The 16,503-nt window shown below is 70.9% G+C and carries 14 protein-coding genes and 1 tRNA gene; 9 read left to right on the forward strand and 6 right to left on the reverse strand.

Features of this window, described 5'->3' with window-relative positions; genetic code table 11:
• Nucleotides 1-96 precede the first annotated feature (96 nt).
• The 6 genes from KLO01_RS08630 (at nucleotide 97) to KLO01_RS08655 (ending at nucleotide 7,969) form a co-directional block, all read left to right on the forward strand.
• Nucleotides 97-1,146 (forward strand): substrate-binding domain-containing protein, encoded by a 1,050-nt coding sequence (locus tag KLO01_RS08630; protein WP_147064174.1) that lies wholly within the window; start codon nucleotides 97-99, stop codon nucleotides 1,144-1,146.
• A gap of 205 nt (nucleotides 1,147-1,351) precedes the next feature.
• Nucleotides 1,352-2,515, forward strand: a complete 1,164-nt coding sequence (locus tag KLO01_RS08635; RefSeq protein ID WP_147065186.1) for a Gfo/Idh/MocA family protein — start codon at nucleotides 1,352-1,354, stop codon at nucleotides 2,513-2,515.
• Nucleotides 2,516-2,638: 123 nt separating this feature from the next.
• Nucleotides 2,639-3,763, forward strand: a complete 1,125-nt coding sequence (locus KLO01_RS08640; RefSeq protein ID WP_147064175.1) for a sugar phosphate isomerase/epimerase family protein — start codon at nucleotides 2,639-2,641, stop codon at nucleotides 3,761-3,763.
• Between the two features lie 146 nt (nucleotides 3,764-3,909).
• On the forward strand, nucleotides 3,910-4,926 hold the full coding sequence (locus tag KLO01_RS08645; RefSeq protein ID WP_147064177.1) for a sugar phosphate isomerase/epimerase family protein: 1,017 nt from the start codon (nucleotides 3,910-3,912) through the stop codon (nucleotides 4,924-4,926).
• A gap of 50 nt (nucleotides 4,927-4,976) precedes the next feature.
• Nucleotides 4,977-6,137, forward strand: a complete 1,161-nt coding sequence (xylA, locus tag KLO01_RS08650) for a xylose isomerase (RefSeq protein ID WP_147065188.1) — start codon at nucleotides 4,977-4,979, stop codon at nucleotides 6,135-6,137.
• A gap of 161 nt (nucleotides 6,138-6,298) precedes the next feature.
• Nucleotides 6,299-7,969 (forward strand): helicase HerA-like domain-containing protein, encoded by a 1,671-nt coding sequence (locus KLO01_RS08655; RefSeq protein ID WP_147064179.1) that lies wholly within the window; start codon nucleotides 6,299-6,301, stop codon nucleotides 7,967-7,969.
• An 85-nt stretch (nucleotides 7,970-8,054) separates the two neighbouring features.
• Here the strand turns inward: KLO01_RS08655 and KLO01_RS17555 are convergent, their stop codons facing one another.
• The 6 genes from KLO01_RS17555 to KLO01_RS08685 form a co-directional block, all read right to left on the reverse strand.
• Complete coding sequence (locus KLO01_RS17555; RefSeq protein WP_307725663.1) at nucleotides 8,055-8,288, reverse strand: hypothetical protein; 234 nt, start codon at nucleotides 8,286-8,288, stop codon at nucleotides 8,055-8,057.
• A gap of 192 nt (nucleotides 8,289-8,480) precedes the next feature.
• A complete protein-coding gene (locus KLO01_RS08665; RefSeq protein ID WP_147064181.1) occupies nucleotides 8,481-9,317 on the reverse strand; it encodes a M15 family metallopeptidase in 837 nt (278 codons plus the stop codon).
• A gap of 49 nt (nucleotides 9,318-9,366) precedes the next feature.
• Nucleotides 9,367-9,831: a VTT domain-containing protein gene (locus KLO01_RS08670; protein ID WP_147064183.1), complete on the reverse strand. Its 465-nt coding sequence runs from the start codon at nucleotides 9,829-9,831 to the stop codon at nucleotides 9,367-9,369.
• On the reverse strand, nucleotides 9,821-10,453 hold the full coding sequence (locus KLO01_RS08675) for a CDP-alcohol phosphatidyltransferase family protein (RefSeq protein ID WP_147064185.1): 633 nt from the start codon (nucleotides 10,451-10,453) through the stop codon (nucleotides 9,821-9,823). Before KLO01_RS08675 ends, KLO01_RS08670 begins: the two co-directional genes overlap by 11 nt.
• Before the next feature lie 39 nt (nucleotides 10,454-10,492).
• On the reverse strand, nucleotides 10,493-11,416 hold the full coding sequence (locus KLO01_RS08680) for an AEC family transporter (protein WP_147064187.1): 924 nt from the start codon (nucleotides 11,414-11,416) through the stop codon (nucleotides 10,493-10,495).
• A gap of 147 nt (nucleotides 11,417-11,563) precedes the next feature.
• A complete protein-coding gene (locus KLO01_RS08685; protein ID WP_147064188.1) occupies nucleotides 11,564-13,474 on the reverse strand; it encodes a propionyl-CoA synthetase in 1,911 nt (636 codons plus the stop codon).
• Nucleotides 13,475-13,598: 124 nt separating this feature from the next.
• On the opposite strand from KLO01_RS08685, the gene KLO01_RS08690 reads away from it, so the two are divergent.
• From KLO01_RS08690 to KLO01_RS08700, 3 genes are all read left to right on the forward strand, one after another.
• A tRNA-Ser gene (locus KLO01_RS08690) sits at nucleotides 13,599-13,683 on the forward strand.
• 111 nt (nucleotides 13,684-13,794) lie between these two features.
• Nucleotides 13,795-14,550 carry a hypothetical protein gene (locus tag KLO01_RS08695; protein ID WP_147064190.1) on the forward strand — a complete coding sequence of 252 codons (756 nt, stop codon included), beginning with the start codon at nucleotides 13,795-13,797 and terminating at the stop codon, nucleotides 14,548-14,550.
• Between the two features lie 134 nt (nucleotides 14,551-14,684).
• On the forward strand, nucleotides 14,685-16,490 hold the full coding sequence (locus tag KLO01_RS08700) for a glycoside hydrolase family 3 protein (protein ID WP_147064192.1): 1,806 nt from the start codon (nucleotides 14,685-14,687) through the stop codon (nucleotides 16,488-16,490).
• Nucleotides 16,491-16,503 lie beyond the last annotated feature (13 nt).

A 16,503-nucleotide genomic window follows, 5' to 3' on the forward strand; every position in this document is an offset into this window, starting at 1 on the left:
CGGGCCCACGGCGTGGGCCCCCCTGCTCCACACCAGCGTCATGCACGGCACCACCACTCCCTTCACCACCTCGCACCACAGCCCCAGGAGAGCACCATGAACCCTCGCACCATCTCCCGTCCCGTCCGCGTCGCCGCGGCCCTCGGCGTCGTCGTCCTCGTCGCCGCTGGCTGCACGAGCAACACCCCCGAGGCCGAGGGCTCGACGTCCTCGGACAGCCAGCGCGCGGGGAGCAACAACGACGAGCCGGGTGACAAGGTCACCATCGGCTTCTCGGGCCCCGCGGCCGACCACGGCTGGCTCGGCGCCATCAACAGCGCCGCCCAGGCGGAGGCCAAGAAGTTCTCGGACGTCGACTTCAAGGCCGCCGAGGGCACCAACGACGCGAGCCAGCAGATCGCGCAGGTCGAGACCTTCATCAACGACAAGGTCGACGCCATCGTCCTGCTCCCGACCGACGGCGCCGCCCTCACCGAGGTCGCGACCAAGGCGATGAACGCCGGCATCATCGTCGTCAACGTCGACCGTGAGTTCTCGACGCCGTTCGCGGCGCGCACGACCGTCCTCGGTGACAACTACGGCATGGGCGTCAGTGCGGGCACCTACGCCTGCAAGCTCGTCAACGACAAGAAGATCAGCAACCCGGTCATCGCCGAGATCGCCGGCATCGACGCCCTGCCCCTGACGCAGGACCGCAGCAAGGGCTTCGCCGACGCGCTCAAGGCGTGCAACCAGACCGTCGACAACCGCGTCGCCGCGGAGTTCACCGTCGAGTCCGGTGAGAAGGTCGCCTCCAACCTGCTCCAGGCCGCGCCCAAGATCGACATCATCTGGAACCACGACGACGACCAGGGTGTCGGCGTCATGGCGGCCTTCGACAACGCCAAGCGCAGCGAGTTCGCGTTCATCGGTGGCGCCGGCTCGGCCAACGCCATGCGCTGGATCAAGGAGGGCAAGATGGAGGCCACGGTCCTCTACCCGCCCACGCAGGCCGCTGACGGCGTCCGCTTGGCCCGCCTCCTCGCCCAGGACAAGAGCATGAGCGACCTCGTCCAGGTCGCCATCCCGCGTCGCATCGTCCTCGACGCTCCGGTCGTGACGAAGGAGAACGTGGAGGAGTACCTCCCGCTCGGCTTCGAGTCCTGACCGACCCTCGACCGGGGTCCGCGCGGCCATCCCTGGGCCGCGCGGACCCGATCCCCTCGACGCCCGGCTGCCCCGCGCGGCCCCCGGAGACCTCCCGGAAAGGGTTCTCATGACCACGGACACCACGGCGACCGACCTGGCACAGGCGGGCACCGCCGCACCGCAGGCCCACGCCGCCACCGAGACGGGCCGGATCGGCATCGGGATGGTCGGCTACGCCTTCATGGGCCTGGCCCACTCCCAGGGCTGGCGCAACGCCCGCAGCTTCTTCGACCCGGCGCTCACCCCCGACCTCGTCGCGATCGCCGGTCGTGACGGCGCCGCCGCCGCCGAGATGGCACGCCGGTTCGACTGGCAGCACGTCGACACGGACTGGCGCGCGCTCATCGCCCGCCCCGACGTCGACGTCGTCGACATCTGCACGCCGGGCGACACCCACGCCGAGATCGCGATCGCCGCACTCGAGGCCGGCAAGCACGTCCTGTGCGAGAAGCCGCTGGCCAACACGGTCGACGAGGCGCGACGCATGGCCGAGGCCGCACAACGCGCTGCTGCCAACGGGATTCGCTCGATGGTCGGCTTCACCTACCGTCGGGTGCCGGCCATCGCCTTCGCCCGCCAGCTCGTGCAGGAGGGCCGGATCGGCGAGATCCGGCACGTGCGCGCGCAGTACCTCCAGGACTGGCTCGTCGACCCCGAGTCCCCGCTGACGTGGCGCCTCGAGAAGGAGCGCGCCGGCTCGGGCGCCCTGGGTGACATCGGCGCCCACATCATCGACCTCACCCACTTCATCACCGGGGAGCGGATCACCGGGGTGAGCGCGACCACCGAGACGTTCGTCAAGGAGCGCCCGATCGCGGGGAGCGTCAAGGGCCTGTCGGCCTCGGCACAGGACGGGGGCGCGCGTGGTGCCGTCACCGTCGACGACGCCGCGATCTTCATCGCCCGGCTCAGCGGGGGAGGTCTCGGCACGTTCGAGGCGACCCGGTTCGCGACGGGTCGCAAGAACTCGATCCGCCTGGAGCTCAACGGTTCCGGGGGCAGCTTGGCGTTCGACTTCGAGGACATGAACGTCCTCCACCTCCACGACGCCTCGGTCGACGCCCGCGAGTCGGGCTTCACCAAGATCACGGTCACCGAGCCCAGCCACCCCTACGTCGAGAACTGGTGGCCCGCGGGTCACGGCCTCGGCTACGAGCACGGGTTCACCCACCAGGCCGCGGACCTCGTCGACGCCATCGCCCGCGGCGTCGACCCCACCCCGTCGTTCGCCGACGGGCTCGCGGTCCAGGAGGTGCTCGCCGCGGTGGAGTCCAGCGCGGCCAGCGGCTCCGCCTGGACGGCCATCGACTCCCCGGCCGGCACCTGAGCCGTCGCCGAGGACCCCACCGACCACCCCGCTCGTCCGTGGCCGACCACCACACCAGCGCAGGCAAAGGAGGCTGACCGGTCCCGCTGTTCCCCCCTGTCATTGCAGTGACGAAGGAGCACCATGAACGACAACGACGTCAAGATCCCCGAGCTGGCCCGCACGCTGGGCCTCGGTCGCCGCCAGTTCCTCGCGGCGACGACCGCGATGGCCACGGCCGGTGCCGCGACAGCGGCAGGTGCCGCGACGGCATACGCCTCGCCCGTCGGCAACGCCAACGGCACGCTCGTGCCCGCCTCGAAGCGCGGCATCATCCTCTACACGGTCCGCGACGCGATCTCGCGCGACCCGAACACGACCGACCTCGCCTCGGGCTTCAAGGAGGTCCTCGGCGAGCTGTCGCGCATCGGCTTCCGCCAGATCGAGTTCGCCGGCTACACCCAGCACGCGAACGCCGAGGGCGGCAACAACCTCAACACCGTCGCCGGCGCCACCCTGCTCAAGTCGTGGCTCGACGACCTCGGGCTCGAGGCCGAGGGCAACCACGGCAGCATCCCGAGCACCATCACCGACCAGACCGTCGCGGCCTTCGACACGGCGTGCGAGATCGCGAACATCCTCGGTCTCGGCCACATCGGCACCGGCAACGACCCGACGAGCTCGGCCTACGTCGCCGACTGGGTCGCAGCGGCGGAGCGGTGGGACTTCTTCGGCAAGCGCGCCTCGGAGCACGGGCTCAAGCTCTACACGCACAACCACGACGTCGCCTACAGCTTCCTGCTCGACAGCGGGCCGCTCGACGCGCAGGGTCGCCCGACGCGCAGCAGCGGTATCCGGCGCCTCGAGCACTTCCTCGCCAACACCGACCCCAAGCACGTCTTCCTCGAGATGGACATCTACTGGGCGCACGTGGCGCAGTACAAGCACCACACCTACACGGCGCCGGACGGCAGCCCGGTGAGGTCGGTCTTCGACCCGGCCGCCCTCGTCGCCGCCCAGACCAAGCGCTTCCCGCTCTTCCACGCCAAGGACGGGCGTCGCGACGCCACCCAGACCAACGGCTACGTCATGACGCCGTTCGGTGAGGGCGACATCGACTACTCGACGTTCTTCCGCCGCGTCGGGGCCAAGGGCTCGCACAACCCCATGTGGGAGCAGGACACTGCACCGGGTGGCACCGCCAACCCCGGCCAGTCGCTGGCCTTCGCCCGCACGAGCTACGACAACCTGGCCGCCCTGCGCGGCTGACATCCCCCGTCGCCGGCCCGGTCGGGTTCGCTGTTGCAGCAACGGACCCGACCGGGACGGTTTCCGCCCGACTCTTTGACCAGCAGGACGTGACCCGGATTCTACGTTCGTGGAACCGGCCGAGAGAGATGAAACTGGAGGACACCGTGGCACGACCGATCACCCTGTTCACGGGACAGTGGGCCGACCTTCCCTTCGAGGAGGTATGCCGTCTGGCCGCCTCGTGGGGGTACGACGGGCTCGAGATCGCCTGCTGGGGTGACCACTTCGAGGTCGACCGGGCCCTGGCCGAGGACGACTATGTCGCCGGCCGCCGCGAGATCCTCGAGCGCCACGGCCTCGGGGTCTGGGCCATCTCCAACCACCTCGTCGGCCAGGCCGTCTGCGACGACCCGATCGACCAGCGCCACCAGGACATCCTGCCGGCCGACATCTGGGGCGACGGCGACCCCGAGGGGGTGCGCCAGCGCGCCGCCCAGCGGATGGCCGACACCGCCCGGGCCGCCGCCAAGCTCGGTGTCGACGTCGTCATCGGCTTCACCGGCTCGGCCATCTGGAAGTACGTCGCGATGTTCCCGCCGGTCTCGGCCGAGACCATCGAGGCGGGCTACCAGGACTTCGCCGACCGCTGGAACCCGATCCTCGACGTCTTCGACGAGGTCGGCGTGAGGTTCGCGCACGAGGTCCACCCGTCCGAGATCGCCTACGACCACTGGACGACGGTGCGCACCCTCGAGGCCATCGGGCACCGCGAGGCGTTCGGCCTCAACTGGGACCCGTCGCACATGGTGTGGCAGGACCTCGACCCGGCGGCGTTCATCTGGGACTTCCAGGACCGGATCTACCACGTCGACTGCAAGGACGTCCGGATGCGGGTCGGCAACGGCCGCAACGGAAGGCTCTCGTCGCACCTGCCGTGGGCGGACCCGCGACGCGGCTGGGACTTCGTCTCGACCGGTCACGGGGACGTGCCGTGGGAGGACTGCTTCCGCACCCTCGGCGCCATCGGCTACGACGGCCCCATCTCCGTCGAGTGGGAGGACGCCGGCATGGACCGGCTCGTCGGCGCGGCCGAGGCGGTCGGCTTCGTGCGCCGGCTCGCGTTCGACCGGCCCGAGGCGGCGTTCGATGCGGCGTTCAGCTCGGGCAAGGACGAGCAGTGAGCGGCGACGTGAGCGGTGACGTGCGCGGCGGCGGCGGCGGCGGCGGCGCGGTGGCGGCGGACTTCACGCCCACCCGAGACGACCGGTTCTCGTTCGGCTTCTGGACGGTCGGCTGGCAGGGCGTCGACGTCTTCGGTGGCGCGGTGCGCCCGCCGCTCGACCCGGTGGAGGCGGTGCACCGGCTCTCCGACCTCGGCGCGTGGGGCATCACCTTCCACGACGACGACGTCAGCGACTTCGGGACGTCGACGGCGCAACGGCTCGAGCAGCTGGCGCCGTTCCGACGAGCGCTGGAGGAGACCGGCCTCGTCGTGCCGATGGTGACGACGAACCTGTTCTCGCACGGCGTGTTCCGCGACGGCGGCTTCACCAACAACGACCGCGACGTCCGTCGCTACGCCATCAGCAAGGTCGCCGACGCCATCGACCTCGCCGTCGAGCTCGGCGCGACGACCTTCGTCGCGTGGGGTGGTCGCGAGGGTGCGGAGTCCGGCGCCGCCAAGGACGTGCGCGCTGCGTTGGACCGCTACAAGGAGGCGTTCGACCTCCTCGGTGACTACGTCGTCGAGCAGGACTACGACATCCGGTTCGCGATCGAGCCCAAGCCCAACGAGCCGCGCGGCGACATCCTGCTGCCGACGATCGGGCACGCGCTCGCGTTCATCAACGAGCTCGAGCGCCCCGAGCTCGTCGGTCTCAACCCGGAGGTCGGCCACGAGGAGATGGCCGGGCTCAACTACGCACACGGCATCGCCCAGGCGCTGTGGCACGGCAAGCTCTTCCACCTCGACCTCAACGGCCAGACCGGTCCCCGCTACGACCAGGACCTGAGGTTCGGTGCGGGCAACGCCCGTGGGGCCTTCTGGACGGTCGACACCGTCGAGACCGGGGGCTACGACGGGCCGCGGCACTTCGACTTCAAGCCGCCGCGCACCGAGGACATGGACGGCGTGTGGGCCTCGGCCGCCGGCTGCATGCGCAACTACCTCGTGCTCAAGGAGAAGTCGCGGGCGTTCCGTGCCGACCCCGAGGTGCAGGCCGCGCTCGAGGCGTCACGTCTGGATCAGCTCGCGACGCCGACCCTGGCCGAGGGGGAGGGGCTCGCCGCGCTGCGGGCCGAGGCCTTCGACCCGGACGAGGCGGCTGCGCGTGGGATGGGCTTCGAGCATCTCGACCAGCTCGCGCTCGAGCACCTCTACGGCATCCGCTGACCCGCTCCCTCCTCAACTGATTGCCCCACCGCGAGGCCTCGCGGTGGGGCAATCAGTGGTGTGTGGGCACGCAGCCGGACGACGACCGGGTATGCCGTCCGCTCGCCTCGCGCTCGCGCTCACCCCTGTGCGCCGCCCACCGTCGCACTAGAGTGCCGAAGGTGACCGAGAACGCGACGCCCGAGACGCCCGCCAGCGACGCCACTGCTGCTCCTGCAGGCGAGCCGGCGCCCGCCACCGCGGCCGAGGCCGCGCCCGCACCGGATGAGAAGGCCGCGCCCGCTGGGGGCAGCGCGCACCTCGACGAGATCCGCGCCGGCTACGCCTTCTCCGGCCCGTCGCTCAACTTCGGCGCCACCGTCATCGACGGCACGGCGCACCCCGACGCCCCGGTCCAGATCCCGCTCGCCGTCCTCAACCGGCACGGCCTCGTCGCGGGCGCCACGGGCACCGGCAAGACCAAGACGCTCCAGCTCATGGCCGAGCAGCTCTCCGGTCAGGGCGTCCCGGTCTTCCTCGCCGACATCAAGGGCGACCTCTCGGGACTCGCCAGCCCCGGCGAGCCCAGCGACCGGACCGCCGCGCGCGCGAAGGACGTCGGTCAGGACTGGCAGGGCACGGCATACCCGACGGAGTTCCTCTCGCTCGGCGGGCAGGGCAAGGGTGTCGCGATCCGCGCGACGATCACCGACTTCGGGCCCACGCTGCTCGCCAAGGTCCTCGGTCTCAACGACACGCAGGAGTCGAGCCTCGGGCTCGTCTTCCACTACGCCGACAAGAACGGCCTCGCGCTCCTCGACCTCAAGGACCTCCGCGCGGTCATCCAGCACCTCGTGAGCGACGACGGCAAGGCCGAGCTCAAGGCGCTCGGCGGCCTGTCGTCCGCGACAGCCGGCGTCATCCTGCGCGAGCTCATCGCCTTCGAGGACCAGGGCGCGGACGCGTTCTTCGGTGAGCCGAACTTCGACACGAACGACCTGCTGCGCACCGCCGCCGACGGCAAGGGCCTCGTCACCTGCCTCGAGCTGCCGGGGGTGCAGGACCGGCCGGCGCTCTTCTCGACCTTCCTCATGTGGATGCTCGCCGACCTGTTCCACGACCTGCCCGAGGTCGGCGACGTCGACAAGCCCAAGCTCGTCTTCTTCTTCGACGAGGCGCACCTGCTCTTCGCCGACGCGAGCAAGGCCTTCCAGGAGGCCATCGAGCAGACGGTGCGGCTCATCCGCTCCAAGGGCGTCGGTGTCTTCTTCGTGACCCAGTCGCCCCGTGACGTCCCCGCGGGCGTGCTCGGCCAGCTCGGCAACCGGGTCCAGCACGCGCTGCGTGCGTTCACACCCGACGACGCCAAGGCTCTGAAGTCGGCCGTCAAGACCTACCCGCACAGCGAGTACGACCTCGAGGAGCTTCTCACCACGCTCGGCACCGGCGAGGCCGTCGTCACGGTCCTGTCCGAGCGCGGCGCCCCGACCCCGGTGGCGTGGACGCGGATGCGTGCGCCCCAGTCGCTCATGGCGCCCTCGCCCGACGCGCTGCTCGACTCGACGATCGCGGCCTCGGCCATCGCGTCGAAGTACGCCGCCGTGGCCGACCGCGAGTCCGCCTACGAGAAGCTCGCGGCACGTGTCCAGGCGGCTCCCGCGCCGACCGCGCCGACCGCGCCGCAGAAGTCGCCGGCTCCGACGCCCGCGAAGAAGGCGGCGACTCCCAAGGAGGACCCGGGCCTCGTCGAGCAGGTCGTCAAGTCGAGCGCCTTCCGCTCGGCCCTCCGCTCGGCCGGCACGGTCATCGGCCGTGAGATCACCCGGTCGATCTTCGGGACCCGCAAGCGCTGACGAGTCGACCACCTCGTGACGAGCCGACCGGGCATACCTGGTCGGTTCGTCCGAAACAGATCCTTTGACGACCTCCCGCAGTGAGCTAGAGACCGAGCAGGGCTCTCGCGTAGGCGTCCTCGACGTGCGTCTCGGTGACCGTATGCCGTGAGCCATCGCTCCCTGCGCACGTCACCTCCCAGCCCTCGGGCGTGCGGGTCAGCGACTCGAGGCGGTCGCCGAGGAGCTCGCGGAGCTGGTCCTCGCGGGGCAGCCACAACGCCTTGTCGAGGCTCACCGAGTCGAGCGCCCACTCGGTCGTGCCGTTGAAGCCGAGCACCGTCTGCTCGCCGAACGTCTGCGGCTCGACCGTGAGGTCGCTGACCCAGAAGACCTAGGCCGTGAGCAGCTCGGCGTCGATGACGAACCGGTCGCCGGCGGCGGGCTGCCAGAGCACGCCGGCGTCGTGGACGATCCGGCGGGCGAGCTCGAGGCTGATCACCGTCCCATCATGGCGTGGACCGTCCCGGCGTCAGCGCTTCGCGAGCGAGGCCCGTGAGACGGGGAAGGTGAAGAACGTCGTCGGGAAGAGCTCGGGCTTGTGCGTGAAGTGCCACCACTCCTCGGGCAGGTTGGTGAAGCCCTCGGCGCCGAGCACGCCGACGAGGAGGTCGCGGTTCGCCCGCGCGGCCCCCGTGATCGCGGGATTGGCCGTGTGCGACAGGACGTCGAAGCAGTCGAACGCCGTCCCCATGTCGAGCGAGGCATCGGGGGCCCGGTCGGCCACCGGCCCGAAGCACGAGCCCGCGGGGTGGGGCGAGTGCGGCGTCGGGCCCGGGCGCGCGCCGATCGGCTGGATCGTCAGGTCGACCGTGCTCGCGCGGCTGTGGCCGGACTTGGCCGCGATGTAGCCGTCCTCGAACAGTCGCGACTTCTCGACCCGCGGATAGAACTCCGACTTCATCTGCTCGTCGCCGAGGTCCTCCGCCCACCGGACGAAGTGGTCGACGGCACCCTGCGGGCGGTAGCAGTCGTAGACCTTGAGGGTGAGCCCCTTGGGCCGCAGGGCGGTCTGGGCCCGCGAGAGCGCCTCGGCGGCGGGACGGGTGAGCAGGCACAGCGGTGCGCGGTAGTCGTCGATCCGCTCGCCGACGAAGTTGTGGTTCGTCGCGTAGCGGATCTCGTGGACGATCGTCGGGTCGACGTCGCGCAGGGCGACGATCTCCGGCGGGGCGCTCGGATGTCCCTGTGCAGCAGCGGCTCCCGCTCCCGCCGGCGCGGCGGCAGGGCCGGCGGCGACGGCGGCCGTCAGCGGGGCGGCGACGAGGGAGAGTCCGAGGGCGAGCACGGGCAGGGCGCGACGAGTCATGCCACGTTCCTAGCAGCGTGCTCAGCGGGCCGCCACCGGAACGTTCCCGTCACCACCAGGAGACGACGGCCGCGGCGCCACCGATGACGGCCGCGAAGCGCACCGCACGACCGACGAGCCCCGTCACGAGGAAGACGACCAGAGGCACGCGGAGCGCGCCCGCGAGGACGGCGATCACGGCATACGGCGGAAGCCCCACCACCGACGAGACGAGGAGCAGCCCGGCGGTGAACCACGGGCGTCCCTCCGTGCGGCAGCGCCACCGTTCGAGCGCGGCCTTGGCGCGGGGCTTCTGCATCCGCCGGGCCACGAAGCCGAAGCGCTCGAGCTCGCGGCCGCCGTAGTACCAGAAGAGCTTGCCGACCATCTGTCCCACGGACGACACGGCGATGATGACCCACGTGGGTGCCTCGCCCTGGGTGGCGGCGAGGGCGACGACCGCCTCGATGTTGATGAGGGGGATGAGGGCCGAGGCGACCGCGAACCCCGCGATGCTGAGGACCTCAGGCCACATGCGTGGTCACCGGGTCCGGCAGGGGCAGCCCGATCCGAAGCAGTCGCGCAACCGACCAGCACTTGAGGACGAGCAGCGCGAGCGCGATCGCCAGGGCCACCTCCATCCACCCGGTGACGAGGAGCAGCACCGCGAACAGTGCGCTGTTGACGGCCTTCGCGGGCTTGGACCAGTTCCACAGCCAGATGGTGCGGTCGACGACGTAGAAGTAGTTGGGGCTGCGGATCGGCCACGCGAGGAACGCGATGGACAGGAAGGTGTCGACGACCATGAACTCGGCGAGGTAGACGAACACCGCCGGTGCGAGGTCGGGCTGGAGCCACGCGAGCCCGACGTAGAAGGCGCCGGCGTTGAAGCGGTCCGAGAAGATGTCGAGCACGGCGCCGATGCGGGTCTCGCAACGGCGCAGCCGCGCCCACGTGCCGTCGAGGATGTCGCCGACCCAGTAGATGCCGAGCGCGACGACGAGCAGGGTGAGGCTGCCTTCGAGCGCGCCCCACGCGGCCACGGCGGCCGAGCCGACCGTGCGCACGGCGGTGATGACCGTCGCCCCGGTCCACAGGTGCTCGTGCAGGATCCCGACGTCGGCCGATGTCCCCCCAACCAGCACTGGTCCCGGCATCTGCACAGGATAGGGGCCCGGCGTCGAACGCGTCCCGACTCAGCCGAGAACCGCGGCGACGAGCAGGATGACCGGCACCGACCCCATCGTCGTGATGAGGATCGTGTCGCGCGCCAGCACGGTGCCCCGGTCGTAGCGGGTCGCGTGGACGAAGATGTTCTGCGCGGTGGGCAGGGCCGACGTCACGACGATGGCGAGCAGCGCGTGCCCGTCGACACCGAGCGCGAAGCGAGCCACGGCATACGCGACGAGGGGTTGGACGACGAGCTTGAGGGCCGACGTGGTCGCCAGCTCGGCGACGGAGCCGGCGGCCCCGAGGCCGGGCCCGAGCCGCAGCGCGATGCCGTAGGCGAGGAGCATCGCGGGCACGGCGACGTTGCCGAGGAGCTCGAGCGGGTTGCCGACGAACTCCGGCAGCGTCCACCCGGTGAGCGAGAGCAGCAGGCCGATGAGGGAGCCGACGGTGAGCGGGTTGCGGAACGGCCGCGTGACGAGCTGCCCGATCGACGGAGCGCGCCCGAGGGCGTCGGCGTCGAGCAGGGCGAGGGCGATCGGCTGGAGCACGAGCAGCTGGAGGAGGAGCGTCGGTGCAACGAGGGCGGCGTCACCGAGCACGTAGCTCGCCACCGGGATGCCCAGGTTTCCCGCATTGACGTATGCCGCGGAGAGGGCGCCGATGGTCGCGTCACCGAGGCGTCGCCGCCAGAGGAATCGCGCGAGCAGGCCGTAGACCGTGACGGGCACGAGCACGGCGACGGTGGTGGCCACGAGGTTGGCCGACAGGACGTTGTGGACGTCCGCGCGGCTCAGCGTCACGACCATGAGCGCGGGTGAGCCGACGAAGAACGCGACCTGTGACAGCACCCGCTGGGCGGTGAGGTCGACGATGCGCAGGTGGGCGAGGAGTGCGCCGACGGCGATGACGACGCCGATGGTGGCGAACCCCGTGAAGACTCCCTGCACGGCGCAAGGTTAGGGGTGCGGCCGCGGCGGTGCGCGAGACGACCATCTCCTGGTGAGACGACCATGGAGATGTGGTCGTCTCACCAAAGCGTGCTCGTCTGGTGGCAGCCGGGCGGTGGCGGCGGTGCGGGCGGCGTCGGAGAGCAGTCAGCCGCCGGGTCGCAGGACCGGCCCCAGGGTGTCGAGCACCGACGCGTCCTCGATCGTCCCGGGCACGGTCGGCGTGCGACCGTCGGCGATCTCGCGCATCGTCTTGCGCAGGATCTTGCCCGAGCGCGTCTTGGGCAGCGCGGCGACGATGTCGACCTGGCGCAGTGCGGCGACCGCGCCCACCTCGTCGCGCACACGCTTGACGAGCTCGGCCCGGATCCGCTCGCCCTCGGCACCCGTGCCGTCGACACCGCCCTTGAGGACAACGAGGCCACGGGGCAGCTGTCCCTTGAGCTCGTCGGCGACGCCGATGACTGCGCACTCCGCGACGTCGGGGTGGCCGGCGAGGGCGGCCTCGATCGACCCGGTCGAGAGACGGTGCCCGGCGACGTTGAGGACGTCGTCGGTGCGGCCCATGACGAAGAGGTAGCCGTCCTCGTCGACGAGCCCGCCGTCGCCGGTGGCGTAGAAGCCGGGGTAGGTCGAGAGGTAGCCGTCGACGTAGCGCTGGTCGTCGCCCCACAGCGTGGCGAGCGTCCCCGGAGGCAGCGGCAGGCGGATCGCGATCGCGCCCTCCTCGCCGGCCGGCAGCGGGGCACCGGTCTCGTCGAGGATGGAGACGGCATACCCGGGCATGGGCACGGTGGGGGAGCCGGCCTTGATCGGCATCGGCTCCAGCCCCCGTGGGTTCGCCGCGATGGGCCACCCGGTCTCGGTCTGCCACCAGTTGTCGACCACGGGCACGCCGAGGGTCGACGTCGCCCACTCATAGGTGTCGGGGTCGAGTCGCTCGCCCGCGAGGAAGACGGTCTCGAGCGTGGAGATGTCGTGCTCGCGGAGCAGCTCACCCCTGGGGTCGTCCCGCTTGATCGCCCGGTAGGCCGTGGGCGCCGTGAACATCGCCTTGACCCCGTGCTCGGCGATGACCCTCCAGAAGGCCCCGGCATCGGGCGTCCCCACCGGCTTGCCCTCGTAGAGCACGGTGGTCGCGCCGGTGAGCAGCGGCGCGTAGACGATGTAGGAGTGACCGACGACCCACCCGACGTCGCTCGCGGTGAACCACACGTCACCGGGCCCGATGTCGTAGACGTTGCTCATCGACCACCGCAGCGCGACGGCGTGGCCGCCGTTGTCGCGGACGATGCCCTTGGGCCGCCCCGTCGTCCCCGAGGTGTAGAGGACGTAGAGCGGGTCCGTCGCGGCGACCTCGACGCAGTCGGCCGGCTCCGCATCGGCGACGAGCTCGTCCCAGTCCATCTCCTCCCACTCGGTGTCGCGCTCGCCGACCGCGGCGCGGGCCTGCTCGCGCTGGAAGACGATGACCGACTCGGGCTTGTGGCTGCTGCGGTCGAGGGCCGCGTCGAGCATCGGCTTGTACTCGACGACGCGGCTCGGCTCGATGCCGCAGCTCGCGGCGACGACGACCTTGGGCTGGGCGTCCTCGATCCGGGCGGCGAGCTCCGCCGGCGCGAACCCGCCGAAGACGACCGAGTGGATCGCGCCGAGCCGGGCGCACGCGAGCATCGCGACGACGGCCTCGGGCACCATCGGCATGTAGACGACGACCCGGTCGCCCTTCTCGACCCCCAGGCTCGCGAGCGCACCAGCGAACGTTGACACGCGAGCCAGCAGGCCGGCATACGTGATGGTCTGCTTCGTGCCGGTGACGGGACTGTCGTGGATGAGCGCCGGCTGGTCGCCCCGGCCGTCGCGCACGTGCCGGTCGAGCGCGTTGAAGCAGGTGTTGAGGGTGGCGCCGGAGAACCAGCGGTAGAGCGGTGGGTTCGAGTCGTCGAGCACCGTCGTCGGGGGCGTCACCCACTCGATGCCGTCCGCGGCGGCGCGCCAGAAGGTGTCCGGGTCCTCGAGGGACTGCGCGTATGCCGTGCGGTAGGCGTCGGTGCTCATGTCGCCATCGTGGGGGTCGGGAGGGGGCCGCGACCAGTGGTTCGACGAACGGCGAGCCGAGCGGCGGAGGGGGAGCGGCGAGCGGATTTCGTCGGCGTTGCGCGCTCGGGTAACCTCCTCCGTTGGAGGATTCGCATAGTGGCCTAGTGCGCACGCTTGGAAAGCGTGTTGGGTTAACGCCCTCAGGGGTTCGAATCCCCTATCCTCCGCTCCAAGAAGGGCCCCGACCATGTGTCGGGGCCCTTCTGCGTGCCCGGCACGACTTGGCCCGACGGTCGGATGTGCGGACAGGAGGGGCCCCGTTCTGCCACGATCTGGCCATGACGACCGGGGTGGGGCACACGGTGCTGGGGGCCGAGCCCGCAGGAGTGCGGCGAGCGGTCTGGCTGCGACGCCTCCTCGGCGCGCTCATCGTCGCCGCCTGGGTGGCCTGGTTGGTGCCGTCGTGGATGTCCTCCCTGAACGAGGTGCAAGCGCGCGACGTCTTGCAGGACGTGCGCGCGGAGAGAGTTGTCGCGTTCGTCGCCGCCGACCTGGTCCGGCCGAACACGATGCGCTTCTCCGCGCTCGGGACGACCTGGGACATGGACACGCCCGGAGCCGATGCCGACGGACGGCCTGAAGAGGGCCCGGCCATGCAGCTTGTCTACTCGGTCGAGGGCGACGTGAGGCCGCGATGGCTGCCGGAACCGCCCCCACTCATCGGTGACCAGGACGTGTTCGCCGCCCTCAAGGCCTCGGGCGCGCAACCGTTCACGCCCGAGACATTCCCTCCCAACCGTGACTGGGTGGCCTTTCCAGCCCTGTTCGCGTCGATCGCCGCCCTGGTCTCGCTGCTGACCACGACGCCGACGCGTGGGACCCGGCCGTTCTGGGTCTTCGCGGGAAGTCTGGGCATGGGCCTGGGCGTCGTCGGGTATGCCGTCGCCGAGCTCTGGTGGCCCCGCACCTCCGTGCCCCCGGAGCAGGGCCCGGACGGGGAGGACGTCGAGCGCCGGCTGCGGTGGTGGCACGGGCTCGGCGTGGCGGTCGTCGGCGGTCTCGTCGTCGCCGGGCTCCGCGCCGTCATCACCTGACCTCTCGTCCGACCTCCCGCACGTGACCGCTGCGTATCTGTTGCGCATGTCCGGAGGTGTGGCTAAGTTCCATTGGCAACACCAAGTGCGTGAATGGTTCACATCGTCGTGGACCTCGAGAGACCGGAGATGTCATGCCCCGTTCGTCCGTCACCCGCCGCACCGCGATCGCCTCGGCGGTCGCGGCGACCCTCGCCGCCGGCGCGATCCCGGTCACGACGGCGGACGCCGCCGTCCCCGCGGGTCCCAAGGGCTGGGTCCAGTCGACCCTCGTCCGGATGACGCTGGAGGAGAAGGTCGGCCAGCTCTTCGTCCAGCAGGTCTACGGCCAGGACGCGACGACCCCGGACTCGCGCAACCTTCCCCTCTACGGGGTCTCAACTCCCGCCGAGGTGGTGCAGAAGTACCACCTCGGCGGTGTCATCTACTTCGCGTGGACCGACAGCGTCAAGAACCCGCAGCAGATCGCCGGGCTCTCCAACGGTCTCCAGCAGGCGGCGCTGACCCAGCAGTCCAAGGTGCGCATCCCCCTGCAGGTCGCGACCGACCAGGAGCAGGGCGTCGTGACGCGCATCGGCCCGCCCGCCACCCAGTTCCCCGGCTCGATGGCGCTCGGCGCGAGCCGCTCGGCCGACGACGCCCGCACCGCCGCCGCGATCACCGGCGAGGAGCTGCGCGCGATGGGCGTCAACACGAACTTCGCCCCCGACGCCGACGTCAACGTCAACCCGCTCAACCCCGTCATCGGCACCCGCTCGTTCTCGAGCAAGCCCGAGCTCGCCGCGCAGATGGTCGCCGCGCAGGTCGCGGGCTACCAGGAGGACGGCAAGGTCGCCGCGAGCGCCAAGCACTTCCCGGGCCACGGCGACACCGCCACCGACAGCCACGTCGCCTTCCCGATCATCACCCACAGCCGTGAGCAGTGGGAGCAGCTCGACGCCCCGCCGTTCAAGGCCGCCATCGCGCAGGGCATCGACATGATCATGACGGCGCACCTCGCCTTCCCCGCGCTCGACGACTCGGGCAACCCCGCCACCCTGAGCAAGCCGATCATGACCGACCTGCTGCGTGGCGAGCTCGGCTACAAGGGCGTCATCGTCACCGACGCGCTCGAGATGCAGGGCGTGCGCGACCTCTACGGCGACGAGGAGGTCGCCGTCCGTGCCCTCGAGGCCGGCGTGGACCAGCTCCTCATGACCCCGGCGATGGACAAGGCCTACGCGGCCGTCATCGACGCCGTGAAGACCGGCCGGATCAGCCAGGCCGACCTCGACGCCAAGGTGCGTCGGGTCCTCGAGCTCAAGGTCAAGCGCGGCATCGTCGCCGACCCGATGGTCGACCCCGCCGCACTGGGCTCCGTCGTCGGCACCACCGAGCACCTCGCCACGGCTGACGCCATCACCAACCGCACGAGCACCCTCGTCAAGAACGACGCCAAGGTCCTGCCGCTCGCCACCAACGGCAAGAAGGTCCTCGTCACCGGCTACGGCGTGACGACGACCCAGATCCTCGCCGACGGCCTCGCCAAGGCCGGCTCCACGACGACGGTCAACCAGACCGGCACCTCGCCCACCGACGCCCAGATCGCCTCGGCGGTCGCCTCGGCCCAGGGCAAGGACGCCGTCGTCGTCACGACGATGAAGGCCTGGGACACCAACGTCACCGACAAGCGCGGCGGCCAGCAGAAGCTCGTCAAGGCGTTGCAGGACACCGGGATCCCGGTGATCGTCGTCGCCACGCGCGACCCCTACGACATCGCCTACCTGCCCGGCACCACGACCTACCTGTCGACCTACTCCTACAGCCCGGTCGCCATCGAGGCCGCGGCCCGCGTCATCTCCGGCGCGGTCGCACCGACCGGCAAGCTCCCCGTCGACATCCCCGCTAAGGGCGCGCCGAGCACCGTGCTCTTCCCCTTCGGCCACGGCCTCACCTACTGAGTGGAGATCTGAC

It is taken from the genome of Knoellia locipacati, assembly GCF_007992835.1.
Lineage (GTDB): Bacteria > Actinomycetota > Actinomycetes > Actinomycetales > Dermatophilaceae > Knoellia > Knoellia locipacati.

What these genes read in the sequence shown, in the direction of transcription:
- KLO01_RS08685 (WP_147064188.1), bottom strand. Translation starts at nt 13,474, where the DNA reads ATGAGCACCGACGCCTACCGCACGGCATACGCGCAGTCCCTCGAGGAC.
- KLO01_RS08695 (WP_147064190.1), top strand. Translation starts at nt 13,795, where the DNA reads ATGACGACCGGGGTGGGGCACACGGTGCTGGGGGCCGAGCCCGCAGGA.
- KLO01_RS08665 (WP_147064181.1), bottom strand. Translation starts at nt 9,317, where the DNA reads ATGACTCGTCGCGCCCTGCCCGTGCTCGCCCTCGGACTCTCCCTCGTC.
- KLO01_RS08675 (WP_147064185.1), bottom strand. Translation starts at nt 10,453, where the DNA reads ATGCCGGGACCAGTGCTGGTTGGGGGGACATCGGCCGACGTCGGGATC.
- KLO01_RS08635 (WP_147065186.1), top strand. Translation starts at nt 1,352, where the DNA reads ATGGTCGGCTACGCCTTCATGGGCCTGGCCCACTCCCAGGGCTGGCGC.
- KLO01_RS08640 (WP_147064175.1), top strand. Translation starts at nt 2,639, where the DNA reads ATGAACGACAACGACGTCAAGATCCCCGAGCTGGCCCGCACGCTGGGC.
- KLO01_RS08670 (WP_147064183.1), bottom strand. Translation starts at nt 9,831, where the DNA reads ATGTGGCCTGAGGTCCTCAGCATCGCGGGGTTCGCGGTCGCCTCGGCC.
- KLO01_RS08630 (WP_147064174.1), top strand. Translation starts at nt 97, where the DNA reads ATGAACCCTCGCACCATCTCCCGTCCCGTCCGCGTCGCCGCGGCCCTC.
- KLO01_RS08700 (WP_147064192.1), top strand. Translation starts at nt 14,685, where the DNA reads ATGCCCCGTTCGTCCGTCACCCGCCGCACCGCGATCGCCTCGGCGGTC.